Below are 18,155 nucleotides of genomic sequence, written 5' to 3'. Positions count from 1 at the left end.
ACGATGAGGAAAAATTATTTGTTCATTTTTGGCGGACTGGTACTCACCCTTACAGCGGTACTGACAGTCATGGGCTTCAAGTTCGAAAAGACAGAACAGGAAAAACAGGAGGGCCTTGCTGACCAGTATGATGTATCCACGCAGGACACGATTGCCTTCGTTTCTTATAAAAGAGGAAAGCCTGGTTTATACATCTTCAACAATAAGCTGGATATTAACGAAAAAGCAATAGAATTTGACAATAGCAAATCTATTATCGATCCGAGTTTTTCAAATGACGGTACAAAGTTGGCTTTTATTACTGCCAATAAAAATCTTGAAAAGGATTTGGCAAGCACCGTCCATCTGCTCGACCTCCGTACTAAGCAGGTCACAGAGCTATTCAAGTCGGAGCATATGGTAACTGAGTTAGACTTCTCCCCTGTCAGCGATTCTTTATTTTTCCTAGGAGCAGGCACCTTTGGGAATTACTCGCCGATTGCCAGTAAACGGACCCATGATCTTGATGTATTTGAATACAAACTGGAAGAAAAAGAAACTGTTCAGCGCACCAGCCTTAAAAAATACTCGATGACCTCTCTTAACGTTTCACCGGATGGAAAATCCGTTTTTATTCAGATGGATGATGACATGGATGCCAGCACGCCCGAGGAAACTTTTGAAACGAAGCAGAGGGTGTTTGAAATAGCACTTGATGATCCTAAGAAATTGAACGTTGTAACCGACCCGGATAAAGAAATTGATATTACCGAGCTAGTGCTCTCCCCTTCCGGAAATGAATTAATCTACCAATCCATCAGCAATCCGTATGAAGGAAAGACATTTAAATATGAACTTTTTTCTTATCATCTTAATTCAAAGAAAGAGCACCAGCTTACCCATTTTGGAAATTTTGTCGGACGTCCGCGATTCGGATCCAATGGCAGCCTGTACTTTATTGCTGATAAAAAGTGGCCGAATAGGAAAGATAACCACCTCTACCGGATGGATGATAAATCAAAGGAAATCAAGGAAGTAATTCTTCCAGAGAAGGAATAGGACATGATAAAAGCGATTCTCACTTTACCGAATCGCTTTTTTGTGTGGAAAAGGGGCGGAACTGCATCGATTTTTTGGGGTAAAAAAAAGTAAATAAATTAAAATGAAAATCTCTTAGGAAGTTTTTGGTTTAGCTCTTTCATACCGCTTATTTCCATGCATAGACTGGGAGTTAAAACTCATGAATCCTAAACGGTTTTGACTTTATGAGTTCTATTTGCTACATTAATAATGAACATCAATTCATTATTGAGGATTAAGAAAAGCATGCAAATTTTAAAAAAAGAAAAGCAGCTGGCAATCATGAACGCAGCCGTAGACGAATTCTTTGAAAAAGGCTTTGCAAGGGCTTCTATACGGAACATTGCACAAAACGCCAATGTCTCTACAGGTAATCTTTATCGCTATTATAAAAATAAGGAATCCCTGTTTGAAAGCATCACCAAGCCTTTGGCCGGGGATATTGAACTTCTTTTTGCTCTTCCCGTCAAGCACCCGGGAGGTTCTGTTGATTTGAAAGATGCTTTGCAGATTTTGAATGGCCCATTTATCAGCCTTTTGATTGAAAACAGGAAACTGCTCCTCATTTTATATGACGGAAGCGACGGTACTCCTGCCGCGAGATTTAAAGAGGATTGGAAGCATGCGATTAGCCAGCTATTTCTTATGTATATATCTATATATAATCATAAATTTCCTGCCGCTCCGTTCGACATACGTATAGCAAATTCCGCGTCAACCAGTTTTCTTGAAGGTTTAATGCAAATTGTCAGAGAGTACGAAGATCCGGAAGATATCAAAAGCCTAACAATGGAAATCTTTAGATTGTACTTTTATTGGAGAATATCTGAAGACTGAATAAAACTCATCCTTAGTCGATGGGTTTTATTTCCGCAGTAATAATGAACAATCGTTCTTTTTTATACAAAAAAATTTTGGGGGAAATATGCATGGGCACTATTTATAAAACGGAAGAGGGAAAAAGCAGGCTAGCTGAATATTACGAGACCTACACTAAATCATTAAAAATACCATTTGAAAGAGATTTTGTTGAAACAACGTTCGGCAGGACCCATGTTTTAGTTACCGGTCCTAAGGATGGGAAACCTTTGTTTATTCTGCAAGGAGGCAATTGCATAAATCCGATGACTTTATCATGGTTTTCATCATTGTTAGATACATATAGAGTATACTCGCCTGACACAATTGGCCATCCAGGGCTTAGCAGTGAGAATCGTACATCTGCTAAGGACGAAAGCTTTGCGCTTTGGATTTCCGATTTAATGGACTATTACCAAATTGAGTCTGCAGCTTTTGCGGGACCTTCCCATGGCGGCGGAATCATTCTTCTTCTTGCGGCCCATATTCCTGAAAGAATTGCCTGTTCCCTTTTATTCGCTCCTGCAGGAATAGTTTTGAATTCCAAGAGAGAGATGATCAAGCGAATATTGATTCCCCTCTTGCTTTATAAATGGAATGGCTCAGCAAAGCATCTGAAAAAGATTACGGATGCCATGTCCCTTAACAGTATGAAGCCCCTTGATGCTGCTATTATCGGCGAAATTTTCCGCAGCGTAAAATTGGAGAAGGAAATGCCCAAAATAGCCAATAAAGCTGACCTTGAGAATTATGCGGCTCCAACAATGGTAATTGGATGCAAGGAAGATGTCTTCTTTCCGGGTGAGAAGCTTACCCAGCGGGCATCTGAAATATTTCCACATCTTCCAGTATGCAATCTCTATAACTGCGGGCATTTTTCAAACAGTGAAACTCTCGCAGAAATAAATAGTGATATGAAAGCCTTTTTGGAAAACTATTATCGGTAGCAGGCACATGGTAAAATAAAGAAAAAACCTCGGAGGCGCGCGCTCGATGAAAAAGTTTCTTATTTTCACGCTTGGGATATTCACCTACGTTATTGGCATCGGACTATATTTTACAAACCGTGTGATGTATATGAAAAAGAAGGAAGAACAGCTCATTCATCAGAGGGAAATTTCAGCGAAGCGGCTGAATCTTAAGGAATATGAAGCATTGCCGAAAACAGATGTAACAGTACCTTCTTCATTCGGCTATGATTTGCATTGCGAATTCGTGGAACCGCACGCTGCAAATAAGTGGGTTATCATTTGCCATGGCGTTACCGAAAATCGGTTTAATTCAGTTAAATATATGAATATCTTTTTAAAGCGCGGCTTTAATGCTGTTATTTACGACCATCGCCGCCACGGTAAGTCAGGCGGAACAACCAGCTCATACGGCTACTATGAAAAGTTCGATCTGCAGTCAGTCATTAAAGAATTAAAAAGGCAAAAAGGCTCTGACATTATCCTTGGCATCCACGGTGAATCGATGGGTGCCGCAACTGCTCTGCTGTATGGGGGGATGGTTGAGGATGGGGCCAGCTTTTATATCGCTGACTGTCCTTTTTCAGATTTCCGCGGGCAGCTTGTTCATCGGCTAAAGGCAGAGGTACCGCCGCTTCCTTCCTGGATGGTCCTGCCGATTGCTGACCGGTTCCTGAAGCTGCGTGCTGGATGGAGGATAGACGATGTTGCTCCATTGCACTCTATCAAAAATATTAAAAGCCCGGTCCTGTTCATTCACAGCCAGGACGATGATTTTATCCCTGCAGAGATGACAAATCGGCTATTCGAGGAAAAAGAAGGCCCGAAAAAGCTGTATATCGCTGAGAAAGGTTCACATGCCCAGTCATATAACGAAAACCCTCAGGAGTATGAGAAGGTAATTGATGATTTCCTTGAAGAATATGTTTTGCCTGTCCAAGGATAGGATACTAGAGAGAAGACGGACGTATGTTTGTCCCCCTTCTCTCTACTTTTTTATATACATTTCAAACTTCCCCATTTACGCTTCCTCTAAAAACTCTAATATTTCCCCGTCCGTCCCCTTGCAAAAGATGATTCTCCAGCCATTTTCAAGCATATAAGGACCTTCGTCAACAGCTGATTCACCCAGACGGCTTACGATCGGTTCGATGGCATCAACCTTAAAGCATATATGCGACCGGTCTGAAATTTCTCCTTCATCTGTCTGCTCAATAAGTTCAAGACGGAAATCGCCGAGCGCCAGAAAGCTGATTTTTTGGCCCGACCAAACAAGGCTGGTGTCTACTTTAAAGCCTAAGCTGTTCGTATAAAAATCCACCGACTTCTCTAAATCTTTTACCTCCAGGGCAACATGGTGAAGCTGCATTTCCTCCAAACTCCCTTCTAAACAATCAAATTCACATCGCCAAATTCATGCCATAAATAACACTGTTCTATCGCAACTTGATAGGCTTTCAGCAGCTTATCTTCCGGGACAAAGGCCGACAGCATATCAAGATGACTTGCTTCCGGTTCGTGCAGCCCAGTAATGATTCCATCCACCAATGCTAATTTATGGCTGGAATCTATATACAAATTGGTTACTCCAGCAGAGGCTGTCCGGCATACTGCAGATTCAACCGCCCGGACAACTGTGGTACCTGCGGCAATGACGCGTCCGCCTGAAGCTCTTGTTTTTAAAATCGCTTCCATCGTTTCAGCGGGAATATTATATTCTTCATAGTTATCCTCAGGCCTGCTTTCCATTTCATCGTCCAACAGATAGCTCAACCCTGTATGCAGCTGCAGATAAGCTATTTTTATCCCCTTCTTCTGCAACTTGAATAAAAGCTCCCAGCTGAATGCTCTTCCCGCCGAAGGCATTTCCACTGATCCGGGAATCGACGCAAAAACAGTTTGATAGTAATCCAAAGCCCAAGGGTGATCGATATACTCATAGCGTACAGGTTCTCCAAGCGAATAAATCTCGAAATACAATTCAATTCCAGTCTTTGAAAATTCAACAATGTGAATCGGGGAATTCTCTTTTTCTTCTATGATGGTGCCATAAAGGCTCTCGGAGAAATATAGTTTATCCCCAATTTTTGCTTTTTCTGTAACAATCCACACCTCCCAGACGGATTCGCTGCGGCGCCGGGCCAGCCTTACTTCCGCTGCAGATGCAATCAGTGAATTCATTCTAAGAAGATCTGCTGTCAGTCTTGCCGGGACAGTTCTGCTGTTATTCAAAACAATTAAATCACCGCGTTTTAAATAACGGTCAATATGATAAAACTCGTCATGCCGCGTAGCGCCTGACTGGCGGTCCAATACCATCATCCTGACACGGTCCCTGCGGATGCCCCGCCTCTCAGGAGGCATCACAGCATTCAAACTGGAGGGAAGCTGAAAAGCCATGTTAGATGCTGCCACTGTGCTGCACCTCTTTTCCGAATTCCTGCGCTTCGAATCGTTTACCATTGATGGCGGATGATTCCTCTGAAGCAAGGAACAAAAATACATCAACTACATCCTCAGGATTGGCCAGCTCATAGTCGCAATCCGGAACAGCCAGCCTATGCATTTCTGTATCCATTTCACCCGGGTCAACCATATTTACCCTTACATTAGTTTCGCTCACTTCATCGGCCCATGTCTCAGTCAGCCCTTCTACCGCGAATTTAGAAATCCCATAAGCCCCCCATCCAGCATATCCGGTATTTCCGGCTTCTGAGGTTACATTGATGATTGAACCGCTATTTCTTTGCAGCATTCCGGCAATAACCCGCCTTGTTACGAGAAACGGGCTGACGGCATTAATTCTGAGAACCTCCATATAATCTTCTTCCGGAAAATCCAGCAGGAGTGGCATCGGACTCGGCCCTACTGTAGAAGCATTATTGATCAGGACATCGATTTTCCCGTATGCTTCCTCCGTCAGTGCTACAAATGTTTCCACATCACGGGAAATCGACACATCTGCCGTTATGGCCAAAACCTCTGCTCCAAACGCCTCTGCCTCCTTTTTGACCTGGATCAGTTCTTGTTCGCCTCTTGCACAAATAGCCAATCTTGCGCCGTCTTTCGCAAAAGCCATCGTCAAGGCTTTGCCAAGCCCCTTTGAAGCTCCTGTAATCATAACTACTTTGTTTTCCATTTTATAAACCCCTTTCTACTTGTTTTAAATTGTTTAAATGATGATCTTGACATCATAATTGTATGGCGAAAATCATCAAAGCACGTCGGAAAAAAGGTTGGATTCCTTCTACAACTTTGGTCGTAGAAGGAAACAAAAATTATTGGCTTATGACCAGGGTTGCGAAGGTACTTTATCGCAACAAAAGGTTGTAACGGCTCTTGGTTACAACACTCGAGGGGCTGGGCGCTGCAGCTAGACATCAACATAGTGGCAAAATCAACACTTGAGCTTAAACATAGCCATAATAAAAAAGAAGCAGCCACCTTCATTGGTTTCTGCTTCATGTTTAGACTAATTTAAGTTAAAGTGTACCCTCTTCATTGCGTACGATCGTAAAAACTCATCCTCGGATTCAAGATTTGATTCGGGCTTTTCAATTGAAAGCTGTTTACTTCCGGAACAAAATCTATTTTCATCACATCATCCAAAAAGATTGCCTTTGATTTTTCAATATATATGGGCCCGTTGTTGGTTTCAATTCGTTCGTCATCTTCATCAAGAGTGCTGACAAGCCACAATGCCGTGACGCCGCTCACAACACAGCCGCAGCCATCTGTATCATATTTCAGCTTCATCAGCCCCGATTTGACTCCTGTTTTTTCCCGGATTGCTTTTTCTGCCGATTCTGTCCATTCTATTTTCATGGTTAATAACCCCTTCGTGTTTGCATATGCTTATTTTATCAGGATTTAAAAAAGTTTGAAAAAGATTCGGCTTCCAGTTAGGATAGAAGAAGATGTGACAAAATTGTGAAAAGGATGATCATTATGTCAAAGGTTACAATAAAAGTTAACGATAACGGTTCGTATCGGATCACTGGTGATGTTGAACTCATCGATGCAGAAGGAAATGTATTTCCTGCAAAGCCTGCCTTCTCGCTTTGCCGCTGCGGCTTGTCAGCAAATATGCCATATTGCGATGCTTCCCATAAGGGCAAGTTTGAATCGCGGGTAAGAGCACCTAAGCCTGAAGGACAGGAATAGAACACAGCTGAATTTTCCCAAACAGCTTTGCAGTGTATATAAAATTCGGAACTACATATATTAAAAAAGACCGTCTGGTGCTGGTAACACCAACGGTCTGGCCCAGCTGCTTCTCACTAGAGAATTGGCTGCGGCCGATAAAAGTCCACCGGAGCCGGCAACTCTGGTGGATTATTTTTTGCCTGTGGACATAAAGCTTCCTCAAAATCCAATCAGCGGCCCAAGCAGATTTCTTTTATAGGAAGCAGCAATCATATTTAGAACGAAGCGAGGAATTTTTTTAGGAAAATACTTAAGCCTGTAATATCTCGTATATGCTTTTTTAATATCTTCCCATTGGCTGCATTCCTTTTGCTGCCTGTATCTTGCAACATCAATTACCTTAATCCTTTGGCCGTTTATAAGAATAATGTTGTGCAGATGAATGTCAGACGGGTTAAGTCCCTTCCTTCTTGCTGATTCAAGCGCACTGTCAACCTGCTGGACATGTTCATCTCTTATATCAATACCTGTATGCAGGCATTGATAGATTGTCGTCCCTTTGATGTAATCAATCACAAGGTAATTTTCTCCCGCTCCGTGCAGTTCAGGATAAGAAGGGTGATTCTGCAAAATCCTGTATATCTCCGCCTCTTCCTTCGCTTCCTTGGTGCGGTGCGGCAGAAATACCTTCATTGCAAGATACGTTGATCCAATTCGAAAAACATAGGCGCTTCTTCCCCTGCCAATAAACTGTAAACGGGAATCCTTGTAGAGCAGCATTCCTTTACCGTCAAACTTCACACTTTGTGCCAGTTCGTAAAATGGCTTCATAGACAGCAGGCCCCCCTTATGTACCTATGCTGCCAGACTTTCTTTGGCCAGTTTCAATCACTCTGCGCATCTGACATCCGCAATGTCCGAAAGTCCAATATAATGCGGCTCATTAAAATGGTCAACCACATGAAGCTGCTGTTTGGTTTCGTTATAATAATGTATGCGGCCGATCAAAAGGCAATGCCGCCGATTCTGATAATGGGTTATAGCAACTGCCGCTCCCGTCTCCATCGCTTCCCCTATAGCCATATTCATTTCTTCGAGCTTTTGCTCATCCAGTTCCCTGCGCTGTTCATAGGTGTCCTCATGTGCCCACTCCCTGAGCATTTTCACGTGCTCCGGGAGCATCATGGACGTCCATTTGATTCGTCCCCGATCCCGTATCATGATAAAGCCTCCCTTGGCTAGAGTTTCATATTCTTTGCGTTATGATTTATGCCCGCCGACAAGGCCGCTTCTGATGACCGCGGTTCCCGCTGCTGTATACGAGACAGCACGCAGCAGTGATTTCGAGCCAAACTTGCCTCTGATGCGGTCAACGGTATAGCCAAGCTTCCTTTTTTTCCAGGCCGAGGGATCAAACAATGTTAGCTGCATTTCGTTGTCATCCTCTATATTGGACAGCGAGATTGAAATTTGCCTTACTGTTTTCGGAACATAATTTTCATGGAACAGCTCCAGACACACCCTGTACAGTTCCATCGTCACATTTGTCGGTTCAGTGATCGAACGTGAACGCAGGAAGCCGCCTCCGAATTCCTCATGGCTGTATCCAATTCCGAGGCTTATCGTTCTGCCTGCCTTATAATGCGACCTTGCCCTCCTTGCCACCTCCTCGCACATTTCCAAAATTACGTTTTTTACTTCCTTTTCGTCTTTATAATCACGAAGAAGAATTTGGCTTTTTCCAAAACTGACCTGCCCTTCCATAATTGGAGCGCCAATATCTGAAAGGTCAATCCCCCAAGCATGGTAGTAAAGCTGGTTTCCCATCACTCCAAACTTAGCCTCCAGCTGCTCAAGGCCATGGTTTGCAAGCTGGCCTACCGTAAAAATCCCCATGCCGTTCAATGTCCGCTGTACTCTTTTCCCGATCCCCCATATTTGGCTAAGCGGTGAGAGAGGCCAAAGCTTTTTTGGTACATCCTCATATGTCCACTCCGCAATTCCCTTCTTTTTTGCCTCAAGATCAAGGCACAGCTTTGCCAGGAGCATATTCGGTCCAATTCCAACTGCACATGGCAGCTGAAACTCCCGCTCGATTTCATCTTTAATTTTCCGCGCAACCGTCCAGGCATCGCCCCACAGTGAAGTCGCACCGTCAATTTTAAGGAAGCTTTCGTCCACACTGTAAGTATGGATCGCTTCCTTTGGGACATAGCGATGAAACAGGCGGGTGATTTCCGTCGAAATTCTCAGATAGGTAGACATGGCAGGATCAACTATTTTAATCCGCGGATCATTGGGGATTTCAAATTTCCGGGATCCTGTCTTGATTCCGAACTCCTTTTTCATTCTTGGGGATGCTGCAAGCACAACACTTCCGGGCCGGTCTAAATTTCCGACAACCGCTAAATAGCATTCCAGAGGATCAAGCCCCTCCATAACGGCAGAGCAGCTGGCATAAAAGCTTTTCATATCAACGCATAGAATCCGATGGTTCGGCATAGCGCTATAATCCACCATTATGTCCCCCCTACTTCTTTCAAGAATATATGTTCGTATTTATTATACCCATAATATTATACGAATACACGTTCGTATTCAATGGGAATTTTAATGCAAAATTCAACAATTAACCCTCTTCTCCTGCATCCTCCAGATATGGAAATGCAATAAACAGGAAAGAAGAGAAGTTGTTATACAAAAATATGTCAAAGAGCCCATTTTAAAAATTATCTTCTGAATCTGTAACTGTTTTGATAAAGATTCGTCAAATACATGACTGACAGAAAGCAAATCGGAGGGATTAGGATGGGGAAGAAAGCAATAAAGATGACAGTATTAACAATTGGGCTTGCATCAATGCTCGGGTTTTCGCAGGGTGCCTATGCAAATACAGCAAATGTTCATATAATCCAGAAGGGCGATACTTTATACAATATAGCGAAACGCTACAATACCACCGTAACAGCATTAAGAGAATTCAATAATCTGGGTTCAAATCTGATCATAGCGGGCAAAACGTTAAAGATTGGAACAATAATAACAGTGAAAAAAGGTGACACGCTGTACAATATTGCCCGTTCAAACGGAATGAGTGTCAGTGAACTAAAAAAGATCAACAACCTAAAAACTGATAGAATTACTCCGGGACAGAAGCTATTTTTGACCAAAGCCGCAAAACCGGCAGGCTCATCCTATGATGCATCCAAAGCAGCGGTTTCCCTTAAAGTAAAAAGCGGATATTCATTTGGCAAAGAGGAACCTGGCAAATACATTCTTCAATATAAAAAGGATGGAACGTATTTTGCCCGGATAGAAGTGCTGGATGCGAAGGCCAATATATCGGCGGTAAAGAAAAACGCGGCCGAGTATTTGAAGTCCACAGGCAAAGTGATAGAAATAAAAAACCAAAACTACCATCCCTTCTATCGCAATGCTGAATTTTACCTGCATGCTTCAGGCAGCAAAGCTTCTCAAAATGTTGTTGTAAAACGAGTAAATGGCAAGCTAGTGAAATTCACCATCCACTTTGCCAACAAAGAAGAATCGGAAGGCATCACCCCATATATAATTGAGATGCTTCAGACCACAACCGTGAAATAAGCAAAAGGCTGATTCGGGGCTTCCCCGATCAGCCTTTTTATTAAGAGATTATTTAATTTTAATCTTTACTTCTTCTTCCAGCACAGCAGGATAGTCTGTCAGTTTTAGCGAAACCGGGCCCGGGACTAGCTTTTTGCGATCATAAGACACTGTGATTTCCTGGATATTATCGGAAGTTTGCCAGGAGCCGGAACTGCCGGATGCAATATCCTCCCCCTTCGAATTCAGCACCTCGTTAAAAGGGAAGAATTGCATTTTACGGTTATTTTTCATATGAAAAATAAACTCATTTTCGGTCACTTTATGAAGCTTGAGCTTCCCATCCTTCGGCCCCGCAAGCTGTGTCCCAGTTTGCGGATCGATTTTGACCACTGAATCATTTTTATCAATAGCACGGATTTTACTAAACGCTAAGTAAAGCTCCTTAGGCTTCTGAAAATAATTGCTCTGTAAATAGACAATTTGTTCGTCCTCCCTGGGATGAGTGGCAGTAATTCCGTTGGCGATCGTGCTCCACGGTTCCCCGGTGCCATCTACCAGCCTAATGTCCTCAAAATAAAACAGCTTTTTAATATTATCGGGAGCAAACTGTAAACGAACGGCTGTACGGAGCGGATAAACAGTAACCTCCTTAACCGTAATTTTTTGTCCGGCCACAGACACGGTTTTGTTTAACATATACTCTGTTTTTTGATTTTGATAGGCATCCTTATCAATGTTCAGCAGGAAAGTGAACCGGTTCGGTTGGCCCTTTGTCCGGCCGAAGGAGGGCTCATAAACAGTAAAGTCCAGCACTAGTTTTTCTTCTTTTAGCGGTTCATTAAAGAAAAATTCCATTTTCGATGAGGCTGGTTTCCCAGATTGAAAACTCTCCTGAAAGCTGTCGACCGAAGAGGACGGATGCAAATCCCTGCCGTTTGCGGTTTTCAAGGAAAGATTATCAATGTTGACAGGCATATGATCTTTGCTGGTATTCACTGTAAAAAAGACTGCCATTCCCTGTTCATCTACAATTACTGAATCGACAGTAATCTTTAAGCCTCCATGTTCATCAGAAGCATTAACCTCTTGCATGTAATCGTTCTCAACAGCCGACAACAAACCTTTATCATCACGAATCAATTCAACAACGGCTTCCATACCGGGCAATGCGGATACAAAATTTGCAAATACGGGTGACACACGGATTGAGCCAAACAAAACAGTCATTAAAATAGCAGCGGCCGCAGTAAGTATTGGCCAATATCTTTTCTTTTTCGGCGGTGCTTGTTTTGCCCTCTGCAGTCCATTTTCAATCGCCAGGTCAATCCGCTCGGGAATAGGCGCAGATTGATAGTTTTCCCTTAAGCTTTGCAGCTTCTTCTCTTCCTTTTCAAACATGGCCGGGCTCTCCCTTCTCTTCCAGTTTGCTTCTTAGCATTTTCAGCGCTTTATACAGCCTTGTCTTAGCCGTACTTTCAGGACATTGCATGATAAAAGCAATATCTCTGATTTTCAGATCCTGGAAATATTTCAGAATGATAATATCCCGTTGGCTGCTAGCGAGCCGGAACATAGCGTCCTCAAGCTCAATAAGGGAATAATCAGCGGTAAATTTCTGGGCGAGCAGGATTTGTTCATCAAAAATAAATCTGCCTGCATTTCTTCTAGTATCATTGCAATAATTCAGCATAATTCTGATCAGCCAGGATGAAAAATAGGCAGGTTCCCGTAGTTTTCCAATCGAATGGTAGGCTCGAAAGGTAACCTCCTGAATCGCTTCCAGGGCATCATTTTCGTTCTTCAAATAAACAAGCGCCATTCTGTATAATTGTATTTTATGGCTGTGAATCAAAGCTAAAAACGCCTCATCATCCCCGCCAACTGCCCTTGTCACAAGCTGCTCCTCCAAGCGGTTCCTCCCCCTAACTGTTTCTATATTAATTAGACATAATGAAGTGAGAAAAAGTCTGCTCTAAAAAAATTTTTTATAATGGAGGCGGCTAAAATGGGCTAAAGAAATGAAAGGTGAATCCTTAGCGCCAGGTTCCAAATGGCATATCTCCCTTGAAATGTTACCTTTGAATTCCAAGCAAAAAAACCCGGCGAGCAGCCAGGTTATGGTTAGACATTATTGAACTCTGTCACTGATAAAAAACCTCGTATGTCCCTTCCTCAACAGTTATCATGAAAGATGTGTCCAGTACGGAGCGGCTCATCATTTCCAGCTTATAGACACTCTGGTCGGCCAGATGCTCCACATTCCGGATAATAAAGCGCTCATTTTCACTTTTTTGGACTGCTTTTATCGCCTTTCGAACAATTTCGGCCTCCCTGCTGCCAGTCTCATCCGTTAACACCATTAAAAGCCGGGCTTCGGCTTGCATCGGATAAGATTCTTTGACCCTTCCTGCATGCCAGGGCTTGATTTTGATTCCCATTTTTAAATCTTCCAGATGCATCTTTTTTCCGGCATCCGTTTGAATCCTGGTCTGTTCCGTCACACTATATATCGTTTCGCCGATCAGCAATCGATTGCCTTTTATATCGGTTAGAAAGCCCGCTGCCCCCTTGCCAATATCCCGGGGACCTTCTGAGGCATCTTTTGAACATCCAAGGAGGACTGCGCATAGTATCAAAGGAAACAAAAAGATGGCTGATCGTTTCATAGCCTTTCACCTCTGACTTAAGAGACGGATTTCATATGTTTTTCGTTTCAGTACTAAAGAAGAATCATATCTACTTTTTAAAGAATGCCTTTTGGCCTAGTGCTTCGAATGTCCTTGGAAATAGAGTATAAAATATGCCGCCGAGATTCATCCAGCCCGGCAGGTTGATTTCCCGCTTATTAGTCATCATTGCATCCACCACTTTACCGGCAACAAAGTCCGGTTTCAGCATAAACCGTTTCATGCTTTTAACATAGGTACCTTGTTCATCAGCTATATTGAAAAAATTGGTCTCGATAGGGCCCGGATTCACAGTAGTCACGTAGACGTTATGTTCTGAAAGCTCAAGCCTCAGGCTATTAGAATAGCCCAGAACCGCAAATTTTGTTGCGGAATAAACACTTGATTTTGGGGTGGCAATCTTACCAGCCTGTGATGCAACGTTAATGATATGTCCAGATTTTCGTTTAATCATCGATGGCAAAACCATTTGCGTACATCCAATGAGGCCAATTACGTTAACGTCAAACATCGCTTTCGTCACCTGAAGATCAGCCTCATGTGCGTGACTGAACAAGCCAAAACCTGCATTATTTACAAGGATATCTATTTCTCCCACAGCTGCAAAAATTTCAGAAAATACAGATTGGATTTGGCCAGGATCTGCTACATCCAGCTGGTAGGCAAACGCCGAATTTCCATATTTGGAGTTTAGTTCAAGCTTAATCGTTTCCAATTTATCAATACTTCTCGCAAGCAGCACGACACATGCTCCTTTGTCAGCAGCCTTTTCAGCTATCTCTTTGCCGATCCCTCCGGAAGCTCCGGTAATAACAATGCACTTTCCCTTTAAATTCATCAAACGCGTCACCTCTATATTAGCTCACGCAGTAAATATTGCCCTGGGTTGATTCTTCTTCCTTAATTTCTCCCAAATCAAGCAAATAGTCAAGCTGGGCCACAGTTTCCGAAAGAGTCAGCCCAGGTTCCCTCATGAAGACCTTTGGGAATAGAAGGGTGCACAATTCAAAAGCCGTAGAAGGTTTATTCCGGATCATTTGTTTTACCTGCATGGATCGATCATGCTGCCGCTTGAGCCGCAAATCGGCAAGTTCTTTCACATTTTCTATCTCATCACCATGCCCGGCGTACACCTTCGAAACTGGCATGCTGATCAAATTCCTTAGTGAAGAATTGAATTGCAGCTGAGGCATTGGGCGATTTTCACCTGGCTGAAGCGGAGGCTCTATCAATGGGTTGGGTGAAATTTTCGCAAGCAAAAAGTCTCCGCCAATCATTGCTCCATCCTGCTCACGGTAGAACGAGAGATGGCTTTGTGCATGACCAAGTGTTTCGACAGCCTTCCATCCTGGCAGTCCTGGCAGCTCTTCTCCATCGGTGATCATATTTGTAAGCGTCCGTTCACAGTTGTATTTTAGTGTCCCTCGGAACTTTTTCACATGATGTTTCATCTCAATCGGAACACCAGCCTTTCTTCCGAAATTCAGGAAGAACTCATCTAGCTGCGTAATAAAGCTCTCTGATAGCTCCAGCCACCTCTGATTATTTGGATGGCCGATTAACGGAACATCCAATCCAAAAAAATCGGCACCCCCGACATGGTCAGGATGGTGATGTGTGACAATTACCTGTTCAATATCCTCCAATTTATAGCCAAGTTTCTTTACCCCTTCCTCCAGTGCATAACGTCCTTCAGTTGTTTTCACACCTGTATCCACCAGAGTAAGCCTATCTCCCTTTATGAGAAAAACATTTACATCTCCAACCGGAAAAGGGGTTGGGATGGAAATTTTAGCAATTCCCTTTTGCCATTCTGTCATTTTCGCGCCACCTTAAAAAATTATATTTATAAAATACTTTTCTATTATCATTGTGAGAACGACTGATGCCATTCCTTGTAAAAAAGTCTGCTGAAGCCTGGCTAGCTGCTGTAAAACGTATTAAATGTACTCTCTCATCCGCTTCAAGTCAAAATCTAAAGCCATTCTTTTTCATGTATTACCATTTTACCTGCTGCGAAATAAATTGTCATTATTTTCACATAATTTAATGGGGATTTTTTTTGCTTCACCGCAAAAAAGAGGGTTGACATAGGCATTGTCCTTCCTTCATAATCACAATTAAAATTAAAAGATAGGCTATGACTAAGACCAGTAAATGAAAGATGGCAAAAGAGAGTGAAGCCCGCCGGCTGAAAGGTTTCACATGCCCCCTGTTTCATTGAACCTACCTTATGAGCCGTCAGGCCAACCTGACGTATATCCCACGTTACAGGATTCAAGCGCATCTTCAGGAGCTATTTTGCGGAGATGAACAAAGGTGGTACCACGGAAGCTAGACCTTTCGTCCTTTATCAGGATGAAAGGTCTTTTTTATTTGGTTTTTTCTGGGCATGTAAGGCAATGCTTTTCAAAGCCTGCAGAAAGTTCCTCGAAGCCCCTAAACAAGAGGGTGTTCAGATACTAAAAGCAGTAAATCTATGCGAAATCAGCCTTTTTATTTTAACGGATTGGAAAGAATACAATTTAGGTTATTAAAATATAACTTCCCAGCAGCATTTGAGCTAATATCTCAGTAATCGCCTTTTAATAGGCCGCCAATCGGAGCTTTGTTTTTCTATTCCATAATTAAGAACAGAAACTCTTCACCCTAATAAAATCACAGGCTAACAGGAGGAAATCTTTATGAAAAAAATTGCGTTCATAGGCGGCGGATCAATGGCAGAAGCTATGCTGTCCGGAATCATCGCCAAAGGCCTTGTTGGCAGAAGCCAGATTTTCGTAACAAACCGGAGCGATCAAAACAGGCTTTCTTATTTAAGCAATCTATATGGCATAACAGCATCATCCAATCTAGAAAAAACTATCAAAGGAGCGGATATAGTTGTTCTTGCAGTAAAGCCAAAGGATGTAGCGGCAGCCATGACTGCGGCTGGAACTTATTTAAGAGAGGGCATGCTCCTTGTTTCTGTTGCTGCCGGTGTTGATGTGCAAAGCCTGGAGGCATTGGCGGGGAAAAAACTGCCAATCATTAGGGCGATGCCAAATACTTCCGCAGCGGTTGGGAAGTCGGCTACCGCGCTTGCGGTAAATGAATATGCTGAGAAAGCCCATCTTAATAAGGCACAGGAAATGTTTGAAACGATTGGTCTCACAGCTGTGGTGAAGGAAGAACAGCTAAATGCCGTCACAGGGCTTTCCGGCAGCGGTCCTGCCTACATCTATTATTTGGCGGAAGCTATGGAGAAATCAGCAGAGGAAATCGGCTTGGAAAAAGAAACGGCCAAACAATTGATTATCCAAACGATTATCGGAGCAGCCGACATGCTTAGCCAGTCTGCAAAAACTCCTGAAGCACTTCGGCGTGAAGTAACATCCCCAGGAGGAACAACGGAGGCTGGGATAAAAGTACTGGAAACCCACCATGTAAAAGAAGCCCTTATTGCATGTATTGTAAAAGCTACTGAACAGGCTAATAATCTTGGAAATCAATTAAAAGGGGAAATCAATACTGCAAAGCCAGAGGTTAAGGGAATCAGCAGTTAATGCCCGGAGGCGGAAGCTTTGGAGGAAATCTCCACGATTGCTATACTATTTATGTTATCAATCCATAAATCAAGGAGATGGCATAGATGAAATCAATGCTCTTTACAGACTATACAATTAAAGATGTCACGCTTAAAAACCGTATCGTAATGTCACCTATGTGTATGTATTCATGCTATGAAGAAGATGGAAAGGTGCAAAATTGGCATCTGGCACACTATACCTCCCGTGCAGTCGGCCAAGTAGGCTTAATCATTCAGGAAGCTACTGCCGTTACACCCCAAGGGAGGATTTCACCGCAAGATCTTGGAATATGGAGCGATGAGCATATAGAAGGCCTTTCAAAGCTCGTGGCCATGATCAAAGAACAAGGTGCTAAAACTGGGATCCAGATTGCCCATGCAGGCCGAAAAGCCGTGCTTGAAGGGGAAATTATCGCTCCTTCTGCCATTCCGTTTGACGAAAATAGAAAAACACCAAAAGAAATGACAAAAGATGATATTTCAGAAACAGTGGCTGCCTTCCGTTCAGCAGCCATGCGGGCAAAAACGGCGGGATACGACGTAATGGAACTCCATGGCGCACATGGATATCTGATTAATGAATTTCTTTCCCCCCTCAGCAACAAACGGGAAGATGAATACGGCGGTTCCGCTGAAAACCGGTACCGTTTCCTCAAAGAAGTGATTGAAGCGGTTAAAGAAGTGTGGGATGGTCCATTATTTGTCAGGGTTTCCGCTTTTGATTACCAGGAAGAAGGCATGACGGCAGAGGCTTATGTCCAAATGGCTGAATGGATGAAAAGAGATGGCGTAGATTTGATCGATGTCAGCTCAGGAGCCGTTGTGCCTGCCCGTATCAGCGCCTACCCAGGCTACCAGGTTCCATTCAGCGAAACGATCAGGCAAGGTGCAGATATACCAACCGGTGCTGTCGGACTCATCACTTCCCCTTTACATGCAGAAGAGATTTTGCAAAATGACCGGGCTGATTTGATTTTCCTTGCCAGGGAGCTGCTGAGAGACCCGTACTGGCCTAGGACTGCAGCCAAAGAACTCGGCGTGGAAATCGAGCCTCCTGTCCAATATAAACGAGGCTGGCTGTAAGAGAGGAACAGGAGATTATTCAGTTACCTTTATTGATGTATGGCATAGTGGAGAAACTTTTTGATCGGCAGCTGCCGGGATGGCTATTAAGCCAAATCCGGGCTGATTTAAGCTATAGATCATAAATTGCGCGAAATTGATTAAATTAAGCTAAAACACTATCTGATCAAGCGAAAAATATACCCTGTTTAAGCCAGCTAA

The 18,155-nt window shown here is 43.1% G+C and carries 21 protein-coding genes; 9 read left to right on the top strand and 12 right to left on the bottom strand.

Annotation, left to right across the window (positions count from 1 at the left end; all coding sequences use genetic code 11):
• Positions 1-3: 3 nt before the first annotated feature.
• From CVD28_RS23875 to CVD28_RS23860, 4 genes are all read left to right on the top strand, one after another.
• Positions 4-1,038 carry a PD40 domain-containing protein gene (locus CVD28_RS23875; protein ID WP_101597199.1) on the top strand — a complete coding sequence of 345 codons (1,035 nt, stop codon included), beginning with the start codon at positions 4-6 and terminating at the stop codon, positions 1,036-1,038.
• A 267-nt stretch (positions 1,039-1,305) separates the two neighbouring features.
• A complete protein-coding gene (locus CVD28_RS23870) occupies positions 1,306-1,896 on the top strand; it encodes a TetR/AcrR family transcriptional regulator (protein WP_180954293.1) in 591 nt (196 codons plus the stop codon).
• Between the two features lie 92 nt (positions 1,897-1,988).
• The gene (locus CVD28_RS23865) at positions 1,989-2,864 is read left to right on the top strand and encodes an alpha/beta fold hydrolase (RefSeq protein ID WP_101597197.1); all 876 of its coding nucleotides are present in this window, start codon (positions 1,989-1,991) and stop codon (positions 2,862-2,864) included.
• A 46-nt stretch (positions 2,865-2,910) separates the two neighbouring features.
• Positions 2,911-3,831: an alpha/beta hydrolase gene (locus CVD28_RS23860; protein ID WP_101597196.1), complete on the top strand. Its 921-nt coding sequence runs from the start codon at positions 2,911-2,913 to the stop codon at positions 3,829-3,831.
• Positions 3,832-3,906: 75 nt separating this feature from the next.
• Here the strand turns inward: CVD28_RS23860 and CVD28_RS23855 are convergent, their stop codons facing one another.
• The 4 genes from CVD28_RS23855 to CVD28_RS23840 all read right to left on the bottom strand — a co-directional run bounded on the left by CVD28_RS23855 (position 3,907) and on the right by CVD28_RS23840 (position 6,710).
• A complete protein-coding gene (locus CVD28_RS23855) occupies positions 3,907-4,254 on the bottom strand; it encodes a VOC family protein (RefSeq protein WP_101597195.1) in 348 nt (115 codons plus the stop codon).
• Positions 4,255-4,271: 17 nt separating this feature from the next.
• Positions 4,272-5,300 carry an S-adenosylmethionine:tRNA ribosyltransferase-isomerase gene (locus CVD28_RS23850; protein ID WP_257985965.1) on the bottom strand — a complete coding sequence of 343 codons (1,029 nt, stop codon included), beginning with the start codon at positions 5,298-5,300 and terminating at the stop codon, positions 4,272-4,274.
• A complete protein-coding gene (locus CVD28_RS23845) occupies positions 5,287-6,024 on the bottom strand; it encodes an SDR family NAD(P)-dependent oxidoreductase (RefSeq protein ID WP_101597194.1) in 738 nt (245 codons plus the stop codon). Before CVD28_RS23845 ends, CVD28_RS23850 begins: the two co-directional genes overlap by 14 nt.
• Positions 6,025-6,383: 359 nt before the next feature.
• Complete coding sequence (locus CVD28_RS23840; protein WP_101597193.1) at positions 6,384-6,710, bottom strand: iron-sulfur cluster biosynthesis family protein; 327 nt, start codon at positions 6,708-6,710, stop codon at positions 6,384-6,386.
• A 123-nt stretch (positions 6,711-6,833) separates the two neighbouring features.
• Between CVD28_RS23840 and CVD28_RS23835 the strand changes: the two genes are divergently transcribed.
• Positions 6,834-7,049 (top strand): CDGSH iron-sulfur domain-containing protein, encoded by a 216-nt coding sequence (locus CVD28_RS23835; RefSeq protein WP_101597192.1) that lies wholly within the window; start codon positions 6,834-6,836, stop codon positions 7,047-7,049.
• 201 nt (positions 7,050-7,250) lie between these two features.
• Here the strand turns inward: CVD28_RS23835 and CVD28_RS23830 are convergent, their stop codons facing one another.
• Genes CVD28_RS23830 through CVD28_RS23820 form a run of 3 tightly spaced genes read right to left on the bottom strand, consistent with a single transcriptional unit; the run spans position 7,251 to position 9,551 of the window.
• A complete protein-coding gene (locus tag CVD28_RS23830; RefSeq protein ID WP_101597191.1) occupies positions 7,251-7,862 on the bottom strand; it encodes a serine/threonine protein kinase in 612 nt (203 codons plus the stop codon).
• A 57-nt stretch (positions 7,863-7,919) separates the two neighbouring features.
• Positions 7,920-8,252 (bottom strand): YolD-like family protein, encoded by a 333-nt coding sequence (locus tag CVD28_RS23825; protein ID WP_101597190.1) that lies wholly within the window; start codon positions 8,250-8,252, stop codon positions 7,920-7,922.
• A 39-nt stretch (positions 8,253-8,291) separates the two neighbouring features.
• On the bottom strand, positions 8,292-9,551 hold the full coding sequence (locus CVD28_RS23820; protein WP_101597189.1) for a Y-family DNA polymerase: 1,260 nt from the start codon (positions 9,549-9,551) through the stop codon (positions 8,292-8,294).
• Between the two features lie 288 nt (positions 9,552-9,839).
• Here CVD28_RS23820 and CVD28_RS23815 point away from each other — a divergent pair, with 288 nt between their 5' ends.
• Entirely contained in the window at positions 9,840-10,634 is a 795-nt protein-coding gene (locus CVD28_RS23815; RefSeq protein WP_180954292.1) for a LysM peptidoglycan-binding domain-containing protein, read from the top strand.
• A 48-nt stretch (positions 10,635-10,682) separates the two neighbouring features.
• On the opposite strand, the gene CVD28_RS23810 is transcribed toward CVD28_RS23815, so the two are convergent.
• The 5 genes from CVD28_RS23810 to CVD28_RS23790 all read right to left on the bottom strand — a co-directional run bounded on the left by CVD28_RS23810 (position 10,683) and on the right by CVD28_RS23790 (position 15,123).
• On the bottom strand, positions 10,683-12,014 hold the full coding sequence (locus CVD28_RS23810) for a DUF4179 domain-containing protein (RefSeq protein ID WP_101597187.1): 1,332 nt from the start codon (positions 12,012-12,014) through the stop codon (positions 10,683-10,685).
• Positions 12,007-12,525 (bottom strand): RNA polymerase sigma factor, encoded by a 519-nt coding sequence (locus tag CVD28_RS23805; protein WP_257985964.1) that lies wholly within the window; start codon positions 12,523-12,525, stop codon positions 12,007-12,009. Before CVD28_RS23805 ends, CVD28_RS23810 begins: the two co-directional genes overlap by 8 nt.
• Positions 12,526-12,757: 232 nt before the next feature.
• Entirely contained in the window at positions 12,758-13,282 is a 525-nt protein-coding gene (locus CVD28_RS23800) for a hypothetical protein (protein WP_101597186.1), read from the bottom strand.
• Between the two features lie 70 nt (positions 13,283-13,352).
• A complete protein-coding gene (locus CVD28_RS23795) occupies positions 13,353-14,141 on the bottom strand; it encodes an SDR family NAD(P)-dependent oxidoreductase (RefSeq protein WP_101597185.1) in 789 nt (262 codons plus the stop codon).
• Positions 14,142-14,160: 19 nt separating this feature from the next.
• Entirely contained in the window at positions 14,161-15,123 is a 963-nt protein-coding gene (locus CVD28_RS23790) for an MBL fold metallo-hydrolase (protein WP_101597184.1), read from the bottom strand.
• 489 nt (positions 15,124-15,612) lie between these two features.
• On the opposite strand from CVD28_RS23790, the gene CVD28_RS23785 reads away from it, so the two are divergent.
• The 3 genes from CVD28_RS23785 to namA all read left to right on the top strand — a co-directional run bounded on the left by CVD28_RS23785 (position 15,613) and on the right by namA (position 17,954).
• Entirely contained in the window at positions 15,613-15,840 is a 228-nt protein-coding gene (locus CVD28_RS23785; RefSeq protein WP_101597183.1) for a hypothetical protein, read from the top strand.
• Between the two features lie 147 nt (positions 15,841-15,987).
• A complete protein-coding gene (gene proC, locus CVD28_RS23780) occupies positions 15,988-16,848 on the top strand; it encodes a pyrroline-5-carboxylate reductase (RefSeq protein ID WP_101597182.1) in 861 nt (286 codons plus the stop codon).
• A gap of 86 nt (positions 16,849-16,934) precedes the next feature.
• A complete protein-coding gene (gene namA / locus CVD28_RS23775; RefSeq protein ID WP_101597181.1) occupies positions 16,935-17,954 on the top strand; it encodes an NADPH dehydrogenase NamA in 1,020 nt (339 codons plus the stop codon).
• The last annotated feature ends 201 nt before the right edge of the window (positions 17,955-18,155 follow it).

The sequence above is a fragment of the Bacillus sp. M6-12 genome (assembly GCF_002860285.1).
GTDB lineage: Bacteria > Bacillota > Bacilli > Bacillales > DSM-1321 > Peribacillus.
This window is presented reverse-complemented; position numbering and strand designations above follow the sequence as displayed.

Excerpts from the sequence above, each read along its gene's own strand:
- CVD28_RS23875 (WP_101597199.1), top strand. The coding sequence starts at position 4 with ATGAGGAAAAATTATTTGTTCATTTTTGGCGGACTGGTACTCACCCTT.
- CVD28_RS23810 (WP_101597187.1), bottom strand. The coding sequence starts at position 12,014 with ATGTTTGAAAAGGAAGAGAAGAAGCTGCAAAGCTTAAGGGAAAACTAT.
- CVD28_RS23785 (WP_101597183.1), top strand. The coding sequence starts at position 15,613 with ATGAACAAAGGTGGTACCACGGAAGCTAGACCTTTCGTCCTTTATCAG.
- CVD28_RS23815 (WP_180954292.1), top strand. The coding sequence starts at position 9,840 with ATGGGGAAGAAAGCAATAAAGATGACAGTATTAACAATTGGGCTTGCA.
- namA (WP_101597181.1), top strand. The coding sequence starts at position 16,935 with ATGAAATCAATGCTCTTTACAGACTATACAATTAAAGATGTCACGCTT.
- CVD28_RS23825 (WP_101597190.1), bottom strand. The coding sequence starts at position 8,252 with ATGATACGGGATCGGGGACGAATCAAATGGACGTCCATGATGCTCCCG.
- CVD28_RS23820 (WP_101597189.1), bottom strand. The coding sequence starts at position 9,551 with ATGGTGGATTATAGCGCTATGCCGAACCATCGGATTCTATGCGTTGAT.
- CVD28_RS23835 (WP_101597192.1), top strand. The coding sequence starts at position 6,834 with ATGTCAAAGGTTACAATAAAAGTTAACGATAACGGTTCGTATCGGATC.
- CVD28_RS23845 (WP_101597194.1), bottom strand. The coding sequence starts at position 6,024 with ATGGAAAACAAAGTAGTTATGATTACAGGAGCTTCAAAGGGGCTTGGC.
- proC (WP_101597182.1), top strand. The coding sequence starts at position 15,988 with ATGAAAAAAATTGCGTTCATAGGCGGCGGATCAATGGCAGAAGCTATG.
- CVD28_RS23795 (WP_101597185.1), bottom strand. The coding sequence starts at position 14,141 with ATGAATTTAAAGGGAAAGTGCATTGTTATTACCGGAGCTTCCGGAGGG.
- CVD28_RS23800 (WP_101597186.1), bottom strand. The coding sequence starts at position 13,282 with ATGAAACGATCAGCCATCTTTTTGTTTCCTTTGATACTATGCGCAGTC.
- CVD28_RS23870 (WP_180954293.1), top strand. The coding sequence starts at position 1,306 with ATGCAAATTTTAAAAAAAGAAAAGCAGCTGGCAATCATGAACGCAGCC.
- CVD28_RS23840 (WP_101597193.1), bottom strand. The coding sequence starts at position 6,710 with ATGAAAATAGAATGGACAGAATCGGCAGAAAAAGCAATCCGGGAAAAA.
- CVD28_RS23790 (WP_101597184.1), bottom strand. The coding sequence starts at position 15,123 with ATGACAGAATGGCAAAAGGGAATTGCTAAAATTTCCATCCCAACCCCT.
- CVD28_RS23860 (WP_101597196.1), top strand. The coding sequence starts at position 2,911 with ATGAAAAAGTTTCTTATTTTCACGCTTGGGATATTCACCTACGTTATT.
- CVD28_RS23855 (WP_101597195.1), bottom strand. The coding sequence starts at position 4,254 with ATGCAGCTTCACCATGTTGCCCTGGAGGTAAAAGATTTAGAGAAGTCG.
- CVD28_RS23830 (WP_101597191.1), bottom strand. The coding sequence starts at position 7,862 with ATGAAGCCATTTTACGAACTGGCACAAAGTGTGAAGTTTGACGGTAAA.
- CVD28_RS23865 (WP_101597197.1), top strand. The coding sequence starts at position 1,989 with ATGGGCACTATTTATAAAACGGAAGAGGGAAAAAGCAGGCTAGCTGAA.